16 protein-coding genes and 1 riboswitch are annotated in these 21,151 nt (G+C 42.0%); of the genes, 9 read left to right on the top strand and 7 right to left on the bottom strand.

Annotated elements, in window-relative coordinates:
- Positions 1–30: 30 nt before the first annotated feature.
- The 6 genes from NH153_RS16305 (at position 31) to NH153_RS16330 (ending at position 8,818) form a co-directional block, all read left to right on the top strand.
- Entirely contained in the window at positions 31–1,203 is a 1,173-nt protein-coding gene (locus NH153_RS16305) for an efflux RND transporter periplasmic adaptor subunit (protein WP_063705798.1), read from the top strand.
- Positions 1,204–1,206: 3 nt separating this feature from the next.
- Positions 1,207–4,359: an efflux RND transporter permease subunit gene (locus tag NH153_RS16310; protein WP_063705801.1), complete on the top strand. Its 3,153-nt coding sequence runs from the start codon at positions 1,207–1,209 to the stop codon at positions 4,357–4,359.
- A 160-nt stretch (positions 4,360–4,519) separates the two neighbouring features.
- On the top strand, positions 4,520–6,136 hold the full coding sequence (locus NH153_RS16315) for a L,D-transpeptidase family protein (protein WP_063705803.1): 1,617 nt from the start codon (positions 4,520–4,522) through the stop codon (positions 6,134–6,136).
- An 8-nt stretch (positions 6,137–6,144) separates the two neighbouring features.
- Complete coding sequence (locus tag NH153_RS16320; protein WP_063705806.1) at positions 6,145–7,008, top strand: D-Ala-D-Ala carboxypeptidase family metallohydrolase; 864 nt, start codon at positions 6,145–6,147, stop codon at positions 7,006–7,008.
- A 99-nt stretch (positions 7,009–7,107) separates the two neighbouring features.
- Positions 7,108–7,353, top strand: coding sequence for a hypothetical protein (locus NH153_RS16325; RefSeq protein WP_063705808.1), 246 nt, complete (start codon positions 7,108–7,110; stop codon positions 7,351–7,353).
- 22 nt (positions 7,354–7,375) lie between these two features.
- Complete coding sequence (locus tag NH153_RS16330) at positions 7,376–8,818, top strand: serine hydrolase domain-containing protein (protein ID WP_063705810.1); 1,443 nt, start codon at positions 7,376–7,378, stop codon at positions 8,816–8,818.
- Positions 8,819–8,866: 48 nt separating this feature from the next.
- Here the strand turns inward: NH153_RS16330 and ribB are convergent, their stop codons facing one another.
- The gene (ribB, locus tag NH153_RS16335; RefSeq protein ID WP_105174345.1) at positions 8,867–9,520 is read right to left on the bottom strand and encodes a 3,4-dihydroxy-2-butanone-4-phosphate synthase; all 654 of its coding nucleotides are present in this window, start codon (positions 9,518–9,520) and stop codon (positions 8,867–8,869) included.
- A gap of 106 nt (positions 9,521–9,626) precedes the next feature.
- Positions 9,627–9,774, bottom strand: a riboswitch (FMN riboswitch).
- Positions 9,775–9,821: 47 nt separating this feature from the next.
- Positions 9,822–10,760 (bottom strand): LysR family transcriptional regulator, encoded by a 939-nt coding sequence (locus NH153_RS16340; RefSeq protein ID WP_063705813.1) that lies wholly within the window; start codon positions 10,758–10,760, stop codon positions 9,822–9,824.
- A gap of 102 nt (positions 10,761–10,862) precedes the next feature.
- Between NH153_RS16340 and NH153_RS16345 the strand changes: the two genes are divergently transcribed.
- Positions 10,863–11,519 carry a nitroreductase family protein gene (locus NH153_RS16345; RefSeq protein ID WP_063706191.1) on the top strand — a complete coding sequence of 219 codons (657 nt, stop codon included), beginning with the start codon at positions 10,863–10,865 and terminating at the stop codon, positions 11,517–11,519.
- 37 nt (positions 11,520–11,556) lie between these two features.
- Here NH153_RS16345 and NH153_RS16350 read toward each other — a convergent pair whose 3' ends face one another.
- From NH153_RS16350 to dapB, 5 genes are all read right to left on the bottom strand, one after another.
- Positions 11,557–12,600, bottom strand: a complete 1,044-nt coding sequence (locus NH153_RS16350; RefSeq protein WP_063705815.1) for a S66 family peptidase — start codon at positions 12,598–12,600, stop codon at positions 11,557–11,559.
- Positions 12,601–12,719: 119 nt separating this feature from the next.
- Positions 12,720–13,196 (bottom strand): transcription elongation factor GreA, encoded by a 477-nt coding sequence (gene greA / locus NH153_RS16355; protein ID WP_063705817.1) that lies wholly within the window; start codon positions 13,194–13,196, stop codon positions 12,720–12,722.
- A 51-nt stretch (positions 13,197–13,247) separates the two neighbouring features.
- Positions 13,248–16,466, bottom strand: coding sequence for a carbamoyl-phosphate synthase large subunit (gene carB, locus NH153_RS16360; RefSeq protein ID WP_063705819.1), 3,219 nt, complete (start codon positions 16,464–16,466; stop codon positions 13,248–13,250).
- A 16-nt stretch (positions 16,467–16,482) separates the two neighbouring features.
- Complete coding sequence (gene carA, locus NH153_RS16365) at positions 16,483–17,619, bottom strand: glutamine-hydrolyzing carbamoyl-phosphate synthase small subunit (RefSeq protein ID WP_063705821.1); 1,137 nt, start codon at positions 17,617–17,619, stop codon at positions 16,483–16,485.
- Positions 17,620–17,826: 207 nt separating this feature from the next.
- Positions 17,827–18,624 carry a 4-hydroxy-tetrahydrodipicolinate reductase gene (gene dapB, locus NH153_RS16370; protein WP_063705823.1) on the bottom strand — a complete coding sequence of 266 codons (798 nt, stop codon included), beginning with the start codon at positions 18,622–18,624 and terminating at the stop codon, positions 17,827–17,829.
- A 289-nt stretch (positions 18,625–18,913) separates the two neighbouring features.
- On the opposite strand from dapB, the gene NH153_RS16375 reads away from it, so the two are divergent.
- On the top strand, positions 18,914–20,227 hold the full coding sequence (locus tag NH153_RS16375; protein WP_063705825.1) for a Na+/H+ antiporter NhaC family protein: 1,314 nt from the start codon (positions 18,914–18,916) through the stop codon (positions 20,225–20,227).
- 93 nt (positions 20,228–20,320) lie between these two features.
- Positions 20,321–21,103, top strand: coding sequence for an outer membrane protein OmpK (locus NH153_RS16380; RefSeq protein WP_063705827.1), 783 nt, complete (start codon positions 20,321–20,323; stop codon positions 21,101–21,103).
- Positions 21,104–21,151: the final 48 nt, after the last annotated feature.

Here is a 21,151-nt window from a genome sequence, read left to right on the forward strand (position 1 = left end):
TAATTACCGTCAACCGTGAGGGACTATCCCGTGGCTAGTAAAAAACAAATCATTCTCCCTATCGCCGTATTAGTCGGCGGACTTGGAATGGCATTCGCATTTGCCTCAATGAAGCAACCGCCAGTCGAAAAACCAGAACAAGATCTGCGACCGCTTGTATCAATTAAACCGTTAAGCTTTGACGCCATTACCCTCGATGTAAAATCATACGGTATCGTTAAACCTAAAAACCAAACTGAGCTTGTTGCGCAAGTGAGCGGTCAGGTTGTGTCGTTATCAGAACAATTTGTACAAGGTGGATTTGTTAAGCAAGGCGACATTCTAGCACGAATTGATCCAAATGATTACGAAGCTGCACTCATTGAAGCAGAAGCGGGACTAGCGCAAGCAAGCTCAGCACTTGAGATTGAACGTGCTCAGGTGTCAGTTGCACAAGCCGAATGGGATCGCATCAAAGGTGACTCAAACCAAGTTATTCCATCTGAGCTATATCTACGTAAACCACAACTTGCTGAAAAACTTGCAAGTTACCGCGCTGCACAAGCCAGTGTAAAACGCGCTAAACGTAATCTTGAGCGCACTTACATTAAAGCGCCTTATGATGCGATTATCGACGAGCGCTTAATTAGTTTAGGCAGTGTGGTAAACCCAGGTAACAGTTTTGGTAGCCTAAGCTCGACGTCACTGGCTGAAATTCGTTTACCTGTAGCAGATAAAGATCTGCAATACCTAAATAATCAAGGTATTGGCGCCAGCGTATCAATTAACGCTGAATTTGCGGGTAAACAAACTACATGGCAAGCGACTATTGTACGTAGCGAAGGGGTTGTTGACCAACGCAGCCGCATGAATTATTTGGTAGCGCAAGTAGCAACACCTTATGAGCAAAAACAACCACTACGTTTCGGTTCATACATAAATGCAACCATTCAAGGTCGTGCGCTGGACAACGCGATTGTGGTACCGCATCACTTAGTAAAAGACAGCAAAGTCGCCGTGTTACAAGACGGTGAAACACTCTCGTTTAAAACACTTAATATAGTGCGAGAACAAAATGGCATGGTGATCGCCGACAATGGCCTTGCTAATGGTGAGCAACTGATTACCTCGGCACTTGAATACCCAACTGAAGGCATGGCAGTCAAGCTTGATAATGCAAAGCTTAATGCGCCAACAACGCAGTTAGCGTTAAAAGAGGAATAAGCCATGACCACGCACAGAGAAAAAGGGCTTATTGCCTGGTTTGCACGCAACCCGGTTGCTGCAAATTTGCTTATGATTTTTATCTTAGTGGGCGGTTTGTTAACGGCAATGTCTATCCGTAAACAAATGTTCCCGCAATTTGAAAGCAACTGGATCAGCATTCAAGCTGTTTATCCGGGTGCAGCGCCGCAAGAGGTTGAAGAAGGGATCACCATCAAGGTCGAAGAGTCTTTAGAAGGGCTCGAAGGCATTAAACGCTTAATTACCTATTCAAACCGTGGTTTTTCACAAGCTTGGATCGAAATCGAAGAAAAGTACGACCCTCAAGAAGTACTCGATGAAATCAAGATGCAGGTTGATTCAATCAATACCTTCCCAGCTGAGATGGAACGCCCTATTGTACGTCGTGATAAGTACGAGCAAGAGGTAATGATCTTAGCCCTGTATGGCGATATGACAAATTACCAACTAAAAGAGCTTGGTAACGACATAAAAGATGAATTACAAGCCTTACCTCAAATCAACTTGGTTGAATTTCATAGTGGTTTAAATTATGAAATTGGCATCGAAATTAGCCCAGATAAACTACGTGAGTATGGTTTAACCTTCCGTGATATTGCTACAGCCGTTCGCAGCTTCTCTGCAAATATGTCAGCTGGTCAAATTCGCTCAGAAAATGGCTATATTTCGATGCGTGTTGAAAACCAAGCGTATCGTGGTAAAGAGTTCGAAAATCTACCATTATTACACTTACCTGATGGCGCACAAGTGTTCTTAGGCGATGTGGCCACTGTGCATGATGGCTTTGAAGAAGGCCTGCAATATTCTAAGTACAATGGTAAAAACTCACTAACATTTGAAGTTAATGCATCAAAAGATCAAGACATCACGAAAGTTGCAGGGGTATTAAAAAACTACCTAGCAGAAAAAGCACCACAGCTTCCGGCTGGCGTAAAACTGTCTCCGATTGTTGATTTAACTTACTACCTTGAAGGTCGTCTTAACATGATGATCGACAACATGGTATGGGGTGGTATTTTAGTCATGGTGGTACTGGCGCTATTCTTACCACTTCGTTTAGCATTTTGGGTGATGATGGGTTTACCTGTGTCATTCTTAGGTGCATTTTTAATGATGCCAATGGGCTTTTTAGATGTCACTATCAACTTAGCCTCGTTATTCGCATTTATTCTGGTACTCGGGATAGTCGTTGATGACGCTATCGTAGTGGGTGAGTCAGCTAGTTCTGAAATTGAAAAACATGGTCACAGCCTTGATAACGTAGTACGCGGCGTAAAACGTGTTGCTATTCCTGCAACCTTTGGTGTGTTAACCACGATTGCCGCATTCTTACCGCAAACACTGGCATCAGGCCCAGGCTCTGCGTTTTCGAAAGCCATAGGCGGTGTGATCATCTTATGTTTAGTGTTCTCATTGATTGAATCAAAACTAATCTTGCCTGCTCACTTGGCGGCAATGAAAAATAAACCAGCGAATCCTAAAAACCCTTTACATCGCTTACGCTTAGGAATGGATAAAGGACTTAAAAACTTTGTCGATAATTATTACACTCCATTCATTGGTCACTGTATTCACTATCGCTACACCGTTATTGTTGGTTTTATTTGTGTACTGATTGTCAGTGGCGGTATGTTCGCGGGTGGTTTAGTGAAGTTTGTTGCGAACCCTAAAATTCCACATGATTTCCCACGTATCTCAATTGAAATGAATTTATCGTCATCAGAGCAAGCGACTCTTGAAACAGCGCAAACAATTGAGAAACTGATTCTAGATGTCGATAAACAAGTTGAAGAGCAATATGGTCAACCGATGATCCGCGATTTATCGGTTAGTCTGCGCGGCAGAACCAGCGCACGTATCATGGCAATTTTAGTTGAACCCGATTTACGCCCTATTGATACATTCCAGTTAAGTGCAATGTGGCGCGAGCAAATGCCACCATTACCAGGTGTGAAAACGCTGAATATTGAAGACAGTATCATGAATGGGGGTCGCGATGACGGTGATGTAAGCTTCCGCCTTGAAGGTAAAGACATCAACAAACTTAAAGAAGTGGCTGCGCTATTAAAAGAGAAATTAAATAGCATGGAAGGTGTGGGTGATGTTAATGACTCACTCCAATCAGCAACCGATGAAGTACAACTTGAACTTAAACCGCTTGCTTACAGCTTAGGTTTAACCCTCTCGGATGTAGCATCACAAGTTAGCTTTAGTTACTACGGCCTAGAAGCACAACGTATTTTACGTGACGGTGAAGAAATTAAAGTAATGATCCGCTACCCTCGTGAATCACGTAACGCGGTAAGTGACATCACAGATGCACGTATCATTACGCCAACAGGAGTTGAAGTGCCGCTGGCTGAAGTAGCTAAAGTAAATATTGTTGATGGTGTAAACCGTATTCGTCGTGAAAATGCTAAACGTACGGTAAATGTGTGGGCAGCCGTTAACACAGACCAAGCTGAACCATTTGCCATTGCAAAAGAAATCCGTGATGAGTATTTACCTAGCCTACTGAAAAGCTACCCAGGCGTAGAAAGTAATGTAGCGGGTCGTATTCAAGAAGAAATGGACAGTGTGGCAGAACAAGTGCGTGACTTTGCTCTATCAATGCTGATCATCTTTGCACTGTTAGCGATTCCACTTCGTTCATACTCACAGCCGTTTATTATTATGTCGGTTATTCCATTTGGTGTAATTGGTGCAATGTTCGGTCATATGATTTTAGGTATGACAATGAGCAGCCTGTCAGTATTTGGTATTATCGCGGTTGCAGGTGTTGTGGTAAATGACTCGCTAGTAATGGTCGACTTTGTTAATAAGGCCCGCGCAGAAGGTGTTGCAATTAAAGACGCGGTAATGCAAGCCGGTGGTCGTCGTTTTAGAGCTATCTTACTGACCTCTGTCACAACCTTTATTGGTGTATTACCAATCATTATGGAAACAAGCTTACAAGCAAAAATTGTTATCCCTATGGCTGTATCACTGGCATTCGGGGTGTTATTTGCAACGGTCATTACGCTTATTTTAATCCCTTGTCAGTACGTCGCGTTAGAAGATTTTAAACGCTTAATTGGCAAGCTAAGAGGTAAAAAAGCAGAGCCAGAAGCAAAATTACAAACAACCAGTCATTAAACTCCCTTTAAAATCCCAACCAAGCGCTTGGCAAACTCATTTGCCAAGCGTTTTTATTTAAAAAATATGTTCCTATAAATTGCATTGCTTTGCTAAGCTTAAATGAGCAAAAAAGAAACAATGTAAGCAAATTAAAAAAATACGTTATAAGGACATAGCTATGAAAATTCTTCGCTACACAGCTTTGGTAAGTTGTTTATCCATTTGCATGCCTGTGCTGGCCGAAAATCAGTACTTACAACAACAGCTTGAGCCTATTCTGATTGGTGAATCTCACAGTATTGAAAAACAACAAATCCACTCCCCCGAAATGACCATTGCCACTTACAAAGCAAACGGCTTTGAACGGGTATGGGATGACAGCAAATATGCTAAACAAGCGCTCAACTTAATTGCCCAAGCTGAACTTGAAGGCCTCTCCCCTAATGACTATCACTTTGATACTTTAATGGCACTAGCCAGCGAGATAGATAAACGTGGAGCCGATGCCGTCGAAGCCCAGTTTGATGTACTGATGACAGATGCTGTCATGACCTATGCAAAACACCTTATACGCGGAAAAGTTAACCCAAAACAACTTGCAGCCACATGGAACTATGAACAATTTGATGTCAGCCCTGATGCCGCGGCCGCCTCATTACTTAAACATGTAAAATCAAAAAGCCTTGATAAGGGACTTGAAAACCTCAAGCCTGTTTTACCACATTATCAACGCCTAAAAGACGCCCTCGTGTTTTACCGAGAGCTTGATGCCACAGGTGAATTACCAGCCATCGTATTGCAAAACAATGTTTTAAAACCGGGTCAATCAGACCCAGCTGTGCCGCTCTTAAGGCAAAAGTTAAAGCGATTAAACTATTTTGAAGGCAGTGAAAGTGACGTCACGGATTATGATGATGAGCTGGTGGCAGCAGTTAAACGCTTTCAAAATGCGCATCAAGTTGCTGATGATGGTGTGATTGGTAATGCAACGTTAAAACTACTCAACAAAGATTACAGCGAATACGTCAATGATATTTTAGTGAACCTAGAGCGCATTCGTTGGGTTGATAATACCCTAACAGAGCGCTTCTTAGTGGTTAATATCGCAGGTTACCTGCTGTATTTATTTGAAGACAATAAATTAAAATGGCAAACCAATGTAGTTGTAGGCAGAAACTACACCAAAACGCCAATATTTAAAGGGCAAATGAGCTATATCGTGATGAACCCAACCTGGACAGTACCTCGGAGCATTTCAGGTGGCATCATCAAAAAAATGAAAGAAAATCCAAACTACTTAAACGAGAAAGACTTTGTTGTGGTTGATAGCCGCCGTAATCCCGTGGATAGCGAGAGTATTGATTGGGCGAATGCCAGCCGTAAAAATTTTCCGTATTGGTTTGTACAACAACCTTCAGAGAATAATTCACTGGGACAAATAAAATTCATGTTCCCTAATAAATACTCAATCTATTTGCACGATACCCCTGCAAAAAGTTTATTTCAGCAAGACCAACGTGCATTTAGCCACGGCTGTGTAAGAGTTGATGACCCATTCACCTTGGCTGAGAAAATCTTAGAAACGTCAGATAATTGGAGCCGTAGTGAAATTGATGACGCCATTGCAGCAAAAGAGACTAAAAAAGTCAGCTTATCAAAACCGCTAGACGTACTTTTAATGTATTGGACCGTTGCGGGTAACGACGAGGGCCTACAATTTTATACCGACGTTTATAATCGCGATGGCGCGTTATTAAAAGCACTCACCACGCCATTAGCAAACAATACAATTTAGAGGTCACTATGTATTTCAGCCGTATTATTTTAAGTGTGTGCTTAGTGTTAACTACATACTCTGTTGCTGCCATTGAATTAACTGACTCGCTGCACAGCCTTGTACTTGATGCGAAACAAGTGCTAACACTTGATAACACGGCTGATTTTACAGCTGCTGCAGTATCAGATGTTGAGACAGAGCGATTAGGGCCAAATAGTCTTGCCGTTTATGCCCCAGAAAATGCAGGGTTTTATAACCTAGTACTGAGTAACAATATTACCCGCAAACACTTACTCGTTATAGTGAAAACACCATTCAATGCCAACAATAAGCAATTGAATAATTACCAAATCGGCCTCTACCCTGCACCTTATAAAAACTACCCACAGTACAGTGCGCCAAATGGATTTATTGAAGTAACACAGGAAGACTTAACTCGCCAACTGACTCCTCATGTGCAAATTAAAAACGTGATATGTAAACAAGTAAGTGGCTTTCCAAAGTATCTTTATGTCAACAACGATGGCTTGTTGATGCTCGAAGATCTGCTCACGTTTGTACAAAATGAAGGGATTAAAGTTAGCAAGTTTGCTTTTATTAGCGGCTATAGAACACCCCACTACAATCGATCAATTGGTAATGGCAAACACAGCCGACATCAATATGGCGATGCCTTTGACTTATATATAGACGAAGATGGTGATGGCCGAATGGACGATTTAAACGGTGATGGCAAACTAACGATTGCTGATGTTGACGTGCTTTATAAAGTGTTTGAAAAATTCCAAAAACAGAGCCGCTATAATGGCGGTATTGGCCGCTATAAACCCGCCTCCCACCACGGTGGTTTTGTTCACATAGATAACCGAGGATTTACCGCTAGGTGGTAGTACAATCCTCTTACAACCCTTGTTCAAATATTATCCGATTGCATTATTACTGCTTGATTGCTAAGTTATTGTGTGTAGGGGAAAATCGTAGTAAAAGACGTGATTAAAGACAGTGGTATTGATGAAACACAGCTTGATTTAATCGCCCTACTGAAAGACAAACAATCAGCTAATAGGACCACACTCTATGTCAGTAACGCTGACCCAATAAGCCCCGCTGGTTATTGGCAAGCACTTCAAAATAAGAGTGTATCTGTTGTGCATTACAGTAATTTGAACCACACCAGAATGGTCAGCCTTATCAATCAAGCCATGCGCAATGAGGTTTTACATAGACTAATGTAACTAACAAATAACAAGGACAGCAATGAACATATTCTTTAAGAAATTAAGACTACTTGTAGTTTTTTATCTACTCGCAATTTCAAGCCTCGCACACAGCCAAAACATGCAAGCAGAAATGGCTGACTTTATTAATGGCTTTCATAACTTTAAGCAGTTTAATGGCAATGTGTTAGTTGCAAAGGATGGAAAAGTACTGTTTGAACAAAGCGTTGGCTATGCCAACTTTGAATGGGATATAAAACATAGTAATAAAAGTAAATTTAGAATTGGTTCAATTACCAAACAATTTACTGCCATGTTAATTTTGCAATTGGCACAAGATGGAAAACTTAAACTCGATGATCACCTTGCAACATACCTCCCTGATTACAGACAAGATATAGCCACTAAAATCACCCTTCGCCAAATACTTAATCACACCTCTGGTCTTGGTAATTATACTCAAGCAAAATCGTTTCGTGATGAGTACAGTCGAAACCCCTACAGTGTTGATGAATTTATTCGCTTACTATGTAGTGATGATCTAATGTTCGAACCCGGCACTGACTTTCGTTATAGCAATTCTGGCTACTTTATTTTGGGTGCGGTAATCGAAAAGGTAACAGGTCAAAAATATCAAGACGTATTACAGAAGAATATTTTAGATCCACTCGATATGAAGGATACAGGCTATGACTCTCACAATAAAATCATTAAATTTCGCGTATCAGGTTACGACAATGGCCTAGCAGGCTATAGCAATACTGATTATTTAGATATGTCTATCCCGTATGCTGCTGGGTCTATGTATTCAACAGCACGAGATTTATTAAAATGGGATCACGCTCTCTACACGGATAAGTTATTGAACAACGAATATAAAAAGCAGATGTATCACGTTTCTGAACAAAGAAATTATGCACTTGGTTGGGAAGTAACAAGCCTTGATGAAAGTACCTACGGAAAACCCCTGACACGTATCCAACATGGCGGTGGTATTAATGGTTTTAATGCATTTATAAGTAGAATCATCGAAGACAAATTACTGGTTATTATTTTAAATAATACCGGTGGTGCGCCACTCACTCCAATGACTAATGGCTTACTTGCAATTTACTATGGTAAACCCTACGAAAAAGCGACAGAGCATGCAGATAGTAAACTTTACAACGCATTTAAACGTGAAGGTATTGCAGGGTTAAAGAATACCTATCAGCAAATGGTGAGTGAGGGGAATACGCCGAGAGAAAGGTCGCTAAACTACTTTGGCTATGAATTAATGCAGATGGATGAGCTAAATGCCGCAATCACAGTGTTTGAACTCAACAATCAATCTTACCCAGATTCCGCAAATACGTTTGACAGTTTAGGTGAAGCATATTTAGCAGCTGGTGATAAACAAAAAGCATTAGCAAGTTACAAAAATGCGCTAAAACTTAATCCTGACAGTGAAAGTGCTAAACAAGCTATTGAGAAATTACAATAAATAAAGGCCACAAGAGTGGCCTTATTTTTTACTTACAGCTTAACGCTTTTAACAAGCCTGTTTTTGCGTTGCTTGGAGGTAGGCAACTAAATCTTCAATCGATACAACAGGCATGTTGTGCTCATTGGCAAACTTGCTTACTTGAGGCAAGCGAGCCATTGAACCGTCTGGATTCGTTAATTCGCAAATAACACCAAACGGTGTTAAACCCGCTAACTGCATTAAATCAACCGATGCCTCAGTATGGCCACGGCGCACTAATACCCCACCCGTTTGTGCTCGCAGTCCAAACACATGTCCTGGGCGAGATAAATCTTCAGGCTTTGCATTGTCAGCTGTTGCCGCTTTAATGGTGGTTACACGATCAGCTGCTGAAACGCCGGTTGTCACGCCCGTTTTAGCTTCAATGGTCACTGTATACGCTGTTTTGTTCTGACTGGTGTTATGCTCAACCATTTGTGGTAAATCAAGCTGTTTAACACGCTCATCGCCCATGCAAAGACACACAATACCGCTGCCTTCACGGATCATCATGGCCATTTGCTCTGTTGTCAGGTGCTGTGCTGAATACACAAAATCACCTTCGTTTTCACGGTTTTCGTCATCTACTACAAGTACGCCTTCACCTTGCTGCAAGGCAGCAATAGCACGTTCAACGCGTTCAAGTGGTTCGCCAAATTGGCTAAGTAAAGAAGACTGAATCATCATTTTTAATACCTATTAAATTAAATATGAAAAGATTCAGGACATTGAAAGGCACAGCAAAAAAGACCACCCGCAGGCAGCCAATTACTGTTTTATAGATTAACTATATTCTCTTTCATCCGGACTATCACCGTCGGCTCTGGCCTCTCACCAGATCTGCTGACCTTTAACCAACGTTAAAGCGCTCGCGGGCTCACTTAAATTTAAAGTATACCGCCGGTGGGGAATTTCACCCCGCCCTGAGAATGTTGCTTAGCCATAAATATGAATAAGCCTCGCTATTCTATACCTAAAATAATTAGTTATCGAGTACCCGCTTATCTAAAATGCCTTTTTCAATCAATTGATTGAGAATTACCTTGGTTTTTGCTCGGCATATATCACGCACTAAACGAACCGCAGGTGTAATGGATTGTCGACTTGGGCAAATTAACCAAAGCTCTGCACATAAGTGAGGGTAATTTTGCATTACTGGCACTACCCGCCCACTTAGCAAATCATCACTGATATCAATGCAAGATTTAACTGCTAGGCCTTTTCCAGCCACACACCAACGCCTGACCAAATCACCATCATTCGATGCTCGACGGCCTTGCATTTTCACCTTAAAGCGCTGGGCTCCATCGGTAAATTCCCAGACATTATTGATGATATCTTGCAGTTGATAAAATAGGCCTTGATGCTGATTTAATTCATCGGGATGTGTCGGCGCGCCATGTTCGGCAATATACTCTGGAGTTGCACATAACAGCCGCGGAACATTACAAATTTTAAAGCCATATAAATTTGAGTCGGATGGCGAGCCATACCTAAGCGCAAAATCAACGGAGTCTCGGTAAAAGTCGACATTACTATCGCTAATATGCGGGCGCATACTCAGTTTTGGATACTCATCAAGTAACTCATCTAACCAAGGAATAATAATATTGCGGCCTAAGTCTGAAGATAATGCGACTCTTAGTTCTCCTTCAATTTCATCATGCTCACCTTTTAAGGCGAGTGTCGCTTGCTCAAGCATGAGCACCGCTTGCTGACACTGAGGTAAAAAGCGTTCCCCTGCCGCAGATAAACGTAAATGACGAGTAGTTCGAACAAATAACTCTGCACCCAGCGCTGCTTCAACACGTTTAATTGCCGCACTGGCGGTAGCGGCTCGCATGTCTAATTTTGCTGCCGCGGTTGTAATACTGCGAAATTCAGCCACCTTGAGGATTAATTTGAGATCTTCAACCAGCATATTAACTAAAATTTTTTGATAATGTTTATTCGATTATGCGCTTTATCGTAAAGTATGCAAGGCGTAAACTGCACCTAATTGTTATACATGCGGGAGCAAACCATGACACACCCAATCATTTCTGACTTACAACGCCGTTACACAAGTAAACGTTACGACGCTTCAAAGCACATTAGCCAAGCAGACTTAGCTGTAATTTTAGAAGCATTACGCTTGTCGCCATCGTCTATTAATTCTCAACCATGGAAGTTTGTGGTCATTGAGTCAGAGCAAGCGAAGCAACGTTTACATGATAGTTTTGCAAATAAATTTCAATTTAACCAAGTACATGCAAAAGCGGCTTCGCACACTATTTTATTTGCTTATAACCCAAGCTATCAACGTGCTGATTATGAAAAAGTAATTGATGCGGATATTAAGAATGGCCGCGCTAAGGCAGAAAACAAAGAGCAAGCATTTGGCGCATTCGCCTTCGTTGATTTAAATACTGACGAGCAAGGTGTTAACGCCGCTTGGACTAAAGCTCAAACCTACATTGCCTTAGGCAATACTATGCACACGGTAGCTCGTTTAGGTTTAGATTCAACACCGATGGAAGGTGTCGATAAAGACTTACTCGGTGAGCTATTCGCTGATGAGTTAGATGGTTATGTTTGTGAAGTAGCGCTTGCTATTGGTTATCACGAGCCTGAGCAAGATTATAATGCTGCATTACCAAAATCGCGTTTAGACAAAGACGCGGTAATTACTGTGGTTTAAGCGCTTAGAAATTATGCAGGCTTTGCCTGCATAATTGTTATTTTAAATCGGTTTTCACAACCACATTACTCGCCAATCCATCAGACAAATCCGCCGTTATTGTGGCAACAGCTCCATTTATTAGTGCTAAATTAGGGGCAACATGACCAATGTCAGCATCAACGATAACCGGGAACAAATTGCCTTTAAATGCAAGTTCGATTGCTTGATATTCATCAAAGTAGCAATTGTTGTTTATTGCAGGGCTGCGACCAAACACCACCGCATTCACATCAGTAAAAACATCATTCAACTTTAATGATAACAAACAACGTGCAAGGGCCATTGGACTGAGCTCTGCATTTTCGAGGTATAAAATTAACCCCTCTGGTGCATACTGCTTTTTAAACTCATGCAACGCATAGTAATTTGAGGGTAACAACAAGCCTAGCGTATCTAAACAGCCACCAATTAATCGTCCAGAGACTTCAATTTGGCGTGTATCTTTATAATTGATACAGCGCCACTGACTCTGTGCGGTAAAATCAAATTGAGCATCAGGCTCGGCTTTATAATCAATAGGCTTTTGCTGATAAAAAGGCGCAGCGACTTGATGCAGCTGCTGCTTTTCTTCAAGTGCCATGGCGTTGAAAATATCCGCTAAATAAGCATCAGGATCATTTGGGTGAATTTGCATTAAATTAGCAGCATGCAAGGTTGCCCAGCCACAACGAGTGGTTAATGCACATGCAAACGTGCTGATATCTGAAAAACCAACTAACCATTTAGGTCTTGCTTTACTTATCGCATTAAAATCAAGAAGAGGTAAAATCTCCATGGTGAGATCCCCTCCCCAAGGAGGCATAATTGCCGCAATTGAATCATCAGTTAAATACTGCATTAGTTCTTCTGCTCGTTGCTTAGCGCTATTATGCTCTTGTCGTAAGCAGGCACCTTCAATAACGGTAAAACCTTTAGCAGTTAAGCCACTAAGCACTGTGTCTAAGCGTCTATGAAACGCTTTATCAACACCCGATGAAAAAGCACAAATAGCTATACTATCGCCTTTGGCAAGCGGCTTAGGATATTGAATTTTAGCCATTATTACTCCTTCATTATGATTGCTAAGCGACCAACCTAGCGAATAAACTTCCCTCTGTAAACAGGCATAAAAAAACCGCAGTATAAAACTGCGGTTTTTATCAATGCTTGGTTAAGCTATTAAATATACTCAACTTCAATGATTTCGTACTCGACTTCACCGTTTGGTGTTTTAATGGTAACGGCATCATCTACCTCTTTACCAATTAAGCCACGTGCGATTGGCGAGTTAACAGAGATCAGGTTGTTTTTGATATCTGCTTCATCATCACCCACGATTTGGTAAGTTACCTCAGCGTCGGTTTCAACGTTAACGATAGTCACTGTTGTACCAAAAATAACTTTGCCAGTTTTTGGCATTTTCGTCACATCGATGATTTGTACATTTGAAAGTTTCGCTTCAATTTCTTGAATACGACCTTCACAGAAACCTTGTTGCTCACGAGCAGCATGGTATTCAGCGTTTTCTTTCAAATCACCGTGTTCACGCGCTTCAGCGATATCAGCGATAATTTTTGGACGTGTAACTGTTTTTAATTCGTTAAGTTCCTCGCGCAGTAATGCTGCACCACGAACCGTCATCGGAATTGATTGCATATTATTCTCACTTAATCCAAAGGGCGAATTGCTCGCCCCTGGCACATTTCCTTAGTTAATTCGCTGATGTAGTTCCTGAACTGACGTCACTTTGCTACGGTCGTCTGCTTGGTTAGCAGTACAGTTAGCAAATGCCGCGTTCAGCGTCGTTGTATAGTTAGTCTTGTGCTGTAATGCACCACGACGTAACACCTTCGAATCTTCAATCGCTTGGCGACCTTCAGTAGTGTTTACAATGTAGCTGTATTCACCATTTTTAATTCTATCAAGAATATGAGGACGACCTTCGAATACTTTGTTTACGCGACGTACTGCAATGCCAGCTTCTTCAAGTGCTTTTGCAGTGCCACCTGTTGCATCTAGCTCAAAACCTAATTCAGTCATGGTTTTAGCCAGTTCAACAATACGTGGTTTGTCACTGTTGCGTACCGATAGTAACGCGCGACCACCGCGTGGTAAAGTGTTGCTTGCACCTAATTGTGCTTTGGCGAATGCTTCGGCGAAAGTTTCACCAACACCCATTACCTCACCCGTTGAGCGCATTTCTGGGCCACGGATTGGGTCAACACCTTGGAACTTAGCAAAAGGAAGTACGACTTCTTTAACGCTGTAGTAAGGAGGAATTACTTCTTTTGTAATACCTTGGCTTGCCAGTGATTGACCCGCCATACAACGTGCCGCTACTTTAGCAAGTGCGATACCTGTTGCTTTAGAAACAAACGGTACTGTACGTGCAGCACGTGGGTTTACTTCGATTAAGTAAACTTGACCGTCTTTCACAGCAAACTGTGTATTCATCAGACCAATTACGCCAAGCTCTAGTGCCATATCTGTCACTTGCTTACGCATTACGTCTTGTACTTCAGCTGTTAATGAATGAGCTGGTAAAGAACATGCTGAGTCACCTGAGTGAACACCTGCTTGCTCGATGTGCTCCATAATACCACCGATGATTACTTGTTCACCGTCACAGATAGCGTCAACGTCAACTTCGATTGCGTTATCTAAGAAGTGATCAAGTAGTACTGGCGCTTCATTTGATGCAGATACCGCTTCAGTCATGTAACGACGTAAGTCGTCTTCATCGTATACGATTTCCATCGCACGACCACCTAGTACGTACGAAGGACGTACAACCAGCGGGAAACCAATTTCAGCAGACTTAACAACCGCTTCTTCTAAAGAAGTCACTGTTGCATTTTCTGGTTGCAGAAGGTTCAGACGCTCAACAAGTTGTTGGAAACGCTCACGGTCTTCAGCACGGTCGATTGCATCTGGAGAAGTACCAATAACTGGCACGCCATTCGCTTCTAGTGCACGCGCAAGTTTAAGTGGCGTTTGACCACCGTACTGAACGATAACACCTTTAGGCTTTTCAACACGTACGATTTCTAATACGTCTTCTAGCGTGATTGGCTCGAAGAATAAGCGATCTGATGTGTCGTAGTCAGTCGAAACAGTTTCAGGGTTACAGTTAACCATGATTGTTTCGTAGCCGTCTTCACGTAAAGCTAATGCTGCGTGAACACAGCAGTAATCGAATTCGATACCTTGACCGATACGGTTAGGGCCACCACCGATTACCATGATTTTATCTTTGTCAGATGGATTCGCTTCACACTCTTCATCATAAGTTGAGTACATGTAAGCTGTATCTGAACTAAACTCTGCAGCACACGTATCAACGCGCTTGTATACAGGCACGATATCTAACTGGTGACGCTTTTTACGAATTTCTGCTTCAGAAACACCGGCAATTTCAGCGATACGCGCGTCAGCGAAACCTTTACGCTTAAGCTTGCGTAAGAACTCAGCATTTAAACCAGCCATACCTACTTCGCTGATTGTTGCTTCGTCTTTTAAGATGTCTTCGATTTGCACTAGGTACCAAGGGTCAATCTTAGTGAGTTCGAAAACGTCCTCTACGCTCATACCGTGACGCATTGCATCAGCAACGTACCAAATACGCTCTGCACCTGGCTCACGTAATTCACGGATGATTTTTTCTTTTGCTTTCGGATCATCAAGAGCAACAATTGGGTTAAAGCCCGTTGCGCCTACTTCAAGACCACGTAATGCTTTATGTAGTGACTCTTGTTGGTTACGACCAATCGCCATAACCTCACCCACAGACTTCATCTGTGTTGTAAGACGGTCGTTTGAACCTGCGAATTTTTCGAAGTTAAAACGTGGGATCTTAGTAACAACGTAGTCAATTGACGGCTCGAAAGACGCAGGTGTTTTACCGCCAGTGATGTCGTTTTGTAGCTCATCAAGGGTGTAACCTACAGCTAGTTTTGCAGCGATTTTCGCAATTGGGAAACCCGTTGCTTTTGATGCTAGAGCAGATGAACGCGATACACGAGGATTCATCTCGATGATAACCATACGGCCATCTACTGGGTTCACACCAAATTGTACGTTTGAACCACCTGTTTCAACACCGATTTCACGAAGTACCGCCATCGATGCATTACGCATGATTTGGTATTCTTTATCCGTCAATGTTTGCGCTGGAGCAACCGTGATTGAGTCACCAGTATGAACACCCATAGGGTCAAAGTTTTCGATAGAACATACGATGATACAGTTGTCGTTTTTGTCACGCACAACTTCCATTTCGTATTCTTTCCAACCGATTAATGATTCGTCGATTAGAAGTTCATTTGTTGGTGATAAATCTAGACCACGCTCACAAATTTCATCAAATTCTTCTTGGTTGTATGCAACACCACCACCGGTACCACCCATCGTGAATGATGGACGAATGATACATGGGAAACCGATGCGGCTAAGTACATCGTGCGCTTCTTCCATTGAGTGAGCGATTTCTGCACGCGGACACTCAAGGCCAATGTTTTTCATTGCTAAGTCAAAACGCTCACGGTTTTCAGCTTTATCGATTGCATCAGCAGTTGCACCGATAAGTTCAACACCATGTTTAGCCAGTACGCCGTGCTTATCTAAATCAAGTGCACAGTTTAATGCTGTTTGACCACCCATAGTAGGCAGTACTGCATCAGGCTTTTCTTTTTCAATGATTTTCTCTACCACTTCCCAGTGAATTGGCTCGATGTACGTCGCATCCGCCATTTCAGGGTCAGTCATGATAGTTGCAGGGTTCGAGTTTACAAGAATTACTCGAAAGCCTTCTTCTCGTAGTGCTTTACACGCTTGTGCACCAGAGTAGTCAAATTCACAAGCTTGACCGATAACGATCGGGCCTGCGCCTAAGATAAGAATGCTTTTTATGTCGGTACGTTTTGGCATTGTTACTCCGGTTAAATTAGTTAGAACGTGCTTGCATCAAATCGATGAAGTGGTCAAATAATGGCGCCGCATCATGTGGACCTGGGCTTGCTTCTGGGTGACCTTGGAAGCTAAATGCAGGCTTATCTGTGCGGTGAATACCTTGTAGCGTGCCATCGAATAATGATACGTGAGTTGCACGTAAATTCGCTGGTAATGTTGCTTCGTCAGCTGCGAAACCGTGGTTTTGCGCTGTGATCATTACAACATTGCGGTCAAGATCTTTAACTGGGTGGTTACCACCGTGGTGACCAAACTTCATTTTCACCGTTTTAGCACCTGAGGCAAGCGCTAGTAATTGGTGACCTAAACAAATACCAAAGATTGGTGTGTCTGTTTCTAGGAAAGTTTTAATTGCTTCAATCGCGTAGGTACACGGCTCAGGGTCGCCAGGGCCATTTGATAAGAAGATACCGTCTGGGTTTAATGCCAATACGTCTTCTGCAGATGTTTGTGCAGGAACAACGGTTAATTTACAACCGCGGTCAACTAACATACGTAAGATATTACGTTTAACACCGAAGTCATAAGCAACAACGTGGAACTTCTCGTCTGCTGCTTCTAGCGTTTTAAAACCTGAACCTAATGTCCAGCTTGAATCACGCCACTCAAAATTTTCCTTGGTTGAGACAACTTTTGCTAAATCCATGCCTTTTAAGCCTGGGAAGGCTTGCGCAGCTTCAAGCGCTTTATTCTCATCTAACTCGTCGCCTGCAATGATACAACCATTTTGAGCGCCTTTATCACGTAAGATACGTGTTAATTTACGAGTGTCGATGTCTGCAATACCTAAGATATTGCGTTCTTTTAAGTAATCACTTAACGATTGCTCGTTACGGAAATTACTTGCTAGCAGTGGCAAATCACGGATCACTAGGCCTTTAGCCCAGATTTGACCCGCTTCTTCGTCTTCGCTGTTAGTACCCGTATTACCGATATGTGGGTACGTCAAAGTTACGATTTGTTCCGCGTATGAAGGGTCAGTCAAAATTTCTTGATAACCAGTCATAGACGTATTGAATACTACTTCACCGACTGACATGCCGTCAGCGCCGATTGCAGTACCGCGAAACACTGTGCCGTCTTCTAGGACTAACAGAGCGGATTTAGTCAAGTTAACCTCCTAACAGTAAAAAACGGGAGTAAAGTCATTTGCTCTACTGCCCGTTTAAAGCGATTGGAAACACGCATTTATGAATTTTTGGCAAATTGGCGCTATTCTACAGTAATTTAGCTTTCAGATCTAATCTTAATTAATAAAATAGTAAAAATAAGCGTTATTAACGAAAAATTCACTGAAACTGCCAAAAAAGAGACTAAACTACTTCAAGTCAAGCACATCTTGCATGTCATAAAGTCCAGCTGGTTTGTTTTTCAACCAGCCTGCAGCTCTTACAGCTCCTAACGCGAAGGTCATTCTTGAACTTGCTTTATGAGTTAATTCTAGCCTTTCGCCAGAAGTTGCGAAATATGCGGTGTGTTCACCTACAATATCTCCGCCTCTCATGACCGAATAACCGATTTCATTTTGCGATTTTGCGTGTTCGTCTTTGCTTCTATCAAAACGCGCGACTTCATCATGCTGCCAGCCTTTTGCCTCAGCAATTGCTTCACCAATTGCCAATGCAGTTCCCGATGGCGCATCGATTTTATGACGATGATGAGCTTCAAATATTTCGATATCCATGTCATCGCCAAACTTCACAGCCGCAGTCTGCACTAAGTTAAGCAGTAAATTCACACCTACGCTATAGTTGCGGGCAAAAACAATCGGAATGTGTTTCGCAGCTTCATTAAGGGTATCAAGATCATCTTGGTTAAGGCCCGTAGTACCAATTACCATCGCGATATTTTTTTCGACCGCTGTTTTTAAGTGGTTGCGCATGCCTTGAGGTAAGGTGAAATCTATCAATACATCTGCATCTTTTACGTCTGTTTCTTTGCTAAATGATACATCTGCTGAAGCAGCGCTGTTTAATTGATTAACCGCTATATCTAAAAGTGGTGAGTTTTCGCGTACGTACGCGCCCGTTAATGTTGCGTCATCTTTTTTTGAGACTGCTTCTAAAAGTGCAAGTCCCATGCGGCCGTTTGCGCCAAATACACCTATGCGGTTCATATAGTTACCTTATCTATTCTTCTTAGCTGGCTGGATTTTATCGAAAACTCATGTAATAGTCAGGTTAGCTTATAAAAAATACAGAGCTAATTTTAGATTTATTAATAGAACAACAATAATAACAGATAGTCTTTGCATTTAGCCATCTATACATTTAAACTTCTTCCTTTGCGCCGATTTGGTCTTTGGCTTGCGGGCGCTGTTGTTGTCTTTCATTGTTTAAGACAGCGACTAAATACAGCTAAAAGAAGTGTTTGGCTGTGTTATTGGTTATCTAACGAGGAATATGATGCAGCCATCATTTAATAAAACAAAAGCAAAACTTTCTTTGCTGCCGCTTTTGGTGTTTGTCGGCTTATTTTTAGGCGCTGGCTTATACTTACAGTCTCAAGGTGTCGATTACGCCTTCTATCAATTGCCTGCTCCTGTGGCAATTTTGCCAGCCATTATGTTGGCATTTATCTTAAATAAAAATACCATCAACCACAGTGTTGAAACCTTTATTAAAGGTGCTGGCCATAGCAACATCATCACTATGTGTTTGATTTATCTGCTTGCCGGTGCATTTTCTGCGGTTGCTGGTGCAACCGGTGGTGTTGATGCCGTTGTTAATGCCGGTTTATCACTTATTCCACCTGCTCTGTTACTACCTGGATTATTTTTAATTGCTGCTGTTGTGTCGACTGCGATGGGCACTTCAATGGGTACTATAGGTGCGATTGGCCCGATTGCTTATGCCGTCGCCCAAAAAACAGGCATTGATCCATCTCTAATGGCAGGCACAATTGTATCCGGTGCCATGTTTGGTGATAATTTATCAATCATCTCTGACACAACAATTGCGGCAACTCGCACGCAAGGCTGTGAAATGAAAGATAAATTCCGTGAGAACTTAAAAATTGCCTTACCCGCTGCGGCATTAACTATCGGCTTGTTATTCTTCTTAACGCCTGCTGCAGAAGCTGTTGAAACGCAAGACTTTGATATTTTATTAGTATTACCTTATGCATTTATCTTAATACTCGCGGTTATGGGCTTTAATGTATTCGTAGTACTGTTTAGCGGTATTATCTTTGCTGCACTCATGGGCTTTACTGGCAGCTATGAAGGTGCAAGCTTTGTAAAAGATGTTTATAAAGGCTTTACGGATATGCAGGAAATCTTCTTGCTATCGATGTTTATTGGCGGTCTTTCAGAGTTTATCCGTATTAATGGTGGTCTTGATTATATTGCTAACAAAATTCAAGCAATTACAAAAATCATTGCAAAATGGCACCGTAAAGTTGCGGATCAATTAGGGATTGCAGCACTGGTTATGACCAGTAACTTATGTATCGCTAATAATACTGTGTCTATTATAGTTGCAGGCCCGATTGCTAAAAAACTAGCGGATGATGGTGAAATTACAGGAAAGCGTTCAGCAAGCTTACTTGATATTTTTGCTTGTGTTACGCAAGGCTCATTGCCGTATGGCGCACAAGCACTTCTACTCGGCGCAACGTTCAAAATTAGTCCGTGGGAAGTTTCTACCTCTTCTTACTACTGCTTTATTCTTGCCTTTACTGCCGTTGCAGTAATTTGCTTACGCCGAAATAAAGCATAAGTTAAATAATTTTTTCTCTCGATACGCCCAAATATGGGCGTATCTGCTATAATCCTGTCTTTATATCCCCCATTACACCATCAATATTGAGATATGAACTTGAAAAAGATCCTTTCTGTTGCTGCGCTTTGTGCAGTAAGTACTTCGAGCTATGCCGCTAATTGGAGCTCTACGCAATTACACGTTAATAACGGTGAACACAAAAATCCGTTTTCATTAACTAAGTCAAATACCACAGTTGTATCACTACAGCATGCGTCTGGTTATGACTATGGCGACAACTTCTTTTTTATTGATTACAGCAATGACGACCGTCAAGATGGCTATCAAGATAAAGACTTTTACGGTGAGTGGTATTCAACATTTAGCTTATCAAAAATTTCTGGCAGTGATTTCTCATACGGGGCAATTGCTGATGTAGGTTTAACGGCAGGTTTTAATGCTGCGGGTGATTCAAAAGTTCTTAAGTATTTACCAGGTGTAAAACTTAGCTGGCAAGCACCGGGCTTCAGCTTTTTATCTACTTTATTTACCGCTTACATCGATGACAGTGAAGGCGTAGCACGTGGTGGTGCACCTACTGAAACAAACAGCTGGATGATTGATGTTGCTTGGGGCTACCCATTCACTATTGGTTCTCAAAAGTTCAACGTAACAGGCCATGTTGAATACATTGCTGAACGTGAAAATGAGTTTGGCGAAGATGTTAACGCATGGATTTTAGCGCAGCCAATCGTTACTTGGGACTTAGGTCATGCAATGAGCATGAAAGAAAATACCCTGCTACTTGGCATTGAGTGGCAATATTGGCACAACAAACTAGGTACAGACACAACTGAGTCAGTACCACAGCTTCACGTTGAGTGGACGTTCTAACGAGTTACGAGTTACGAGTTACGAGTTATAAAAATTAAAGCCTGTATA

It is taken from the genome of Pseudoalteromonas gelatinilytica, from assembly GCF_001641615.1.
GTDB classification, from domain to species: Bacteria; Pseudomonadota; Gammaproteobacteria; order Enterobacterales; family Alteromonadaceae; genus Pseudoalteromonas; species Pseudoalteromonas gelatinilytica.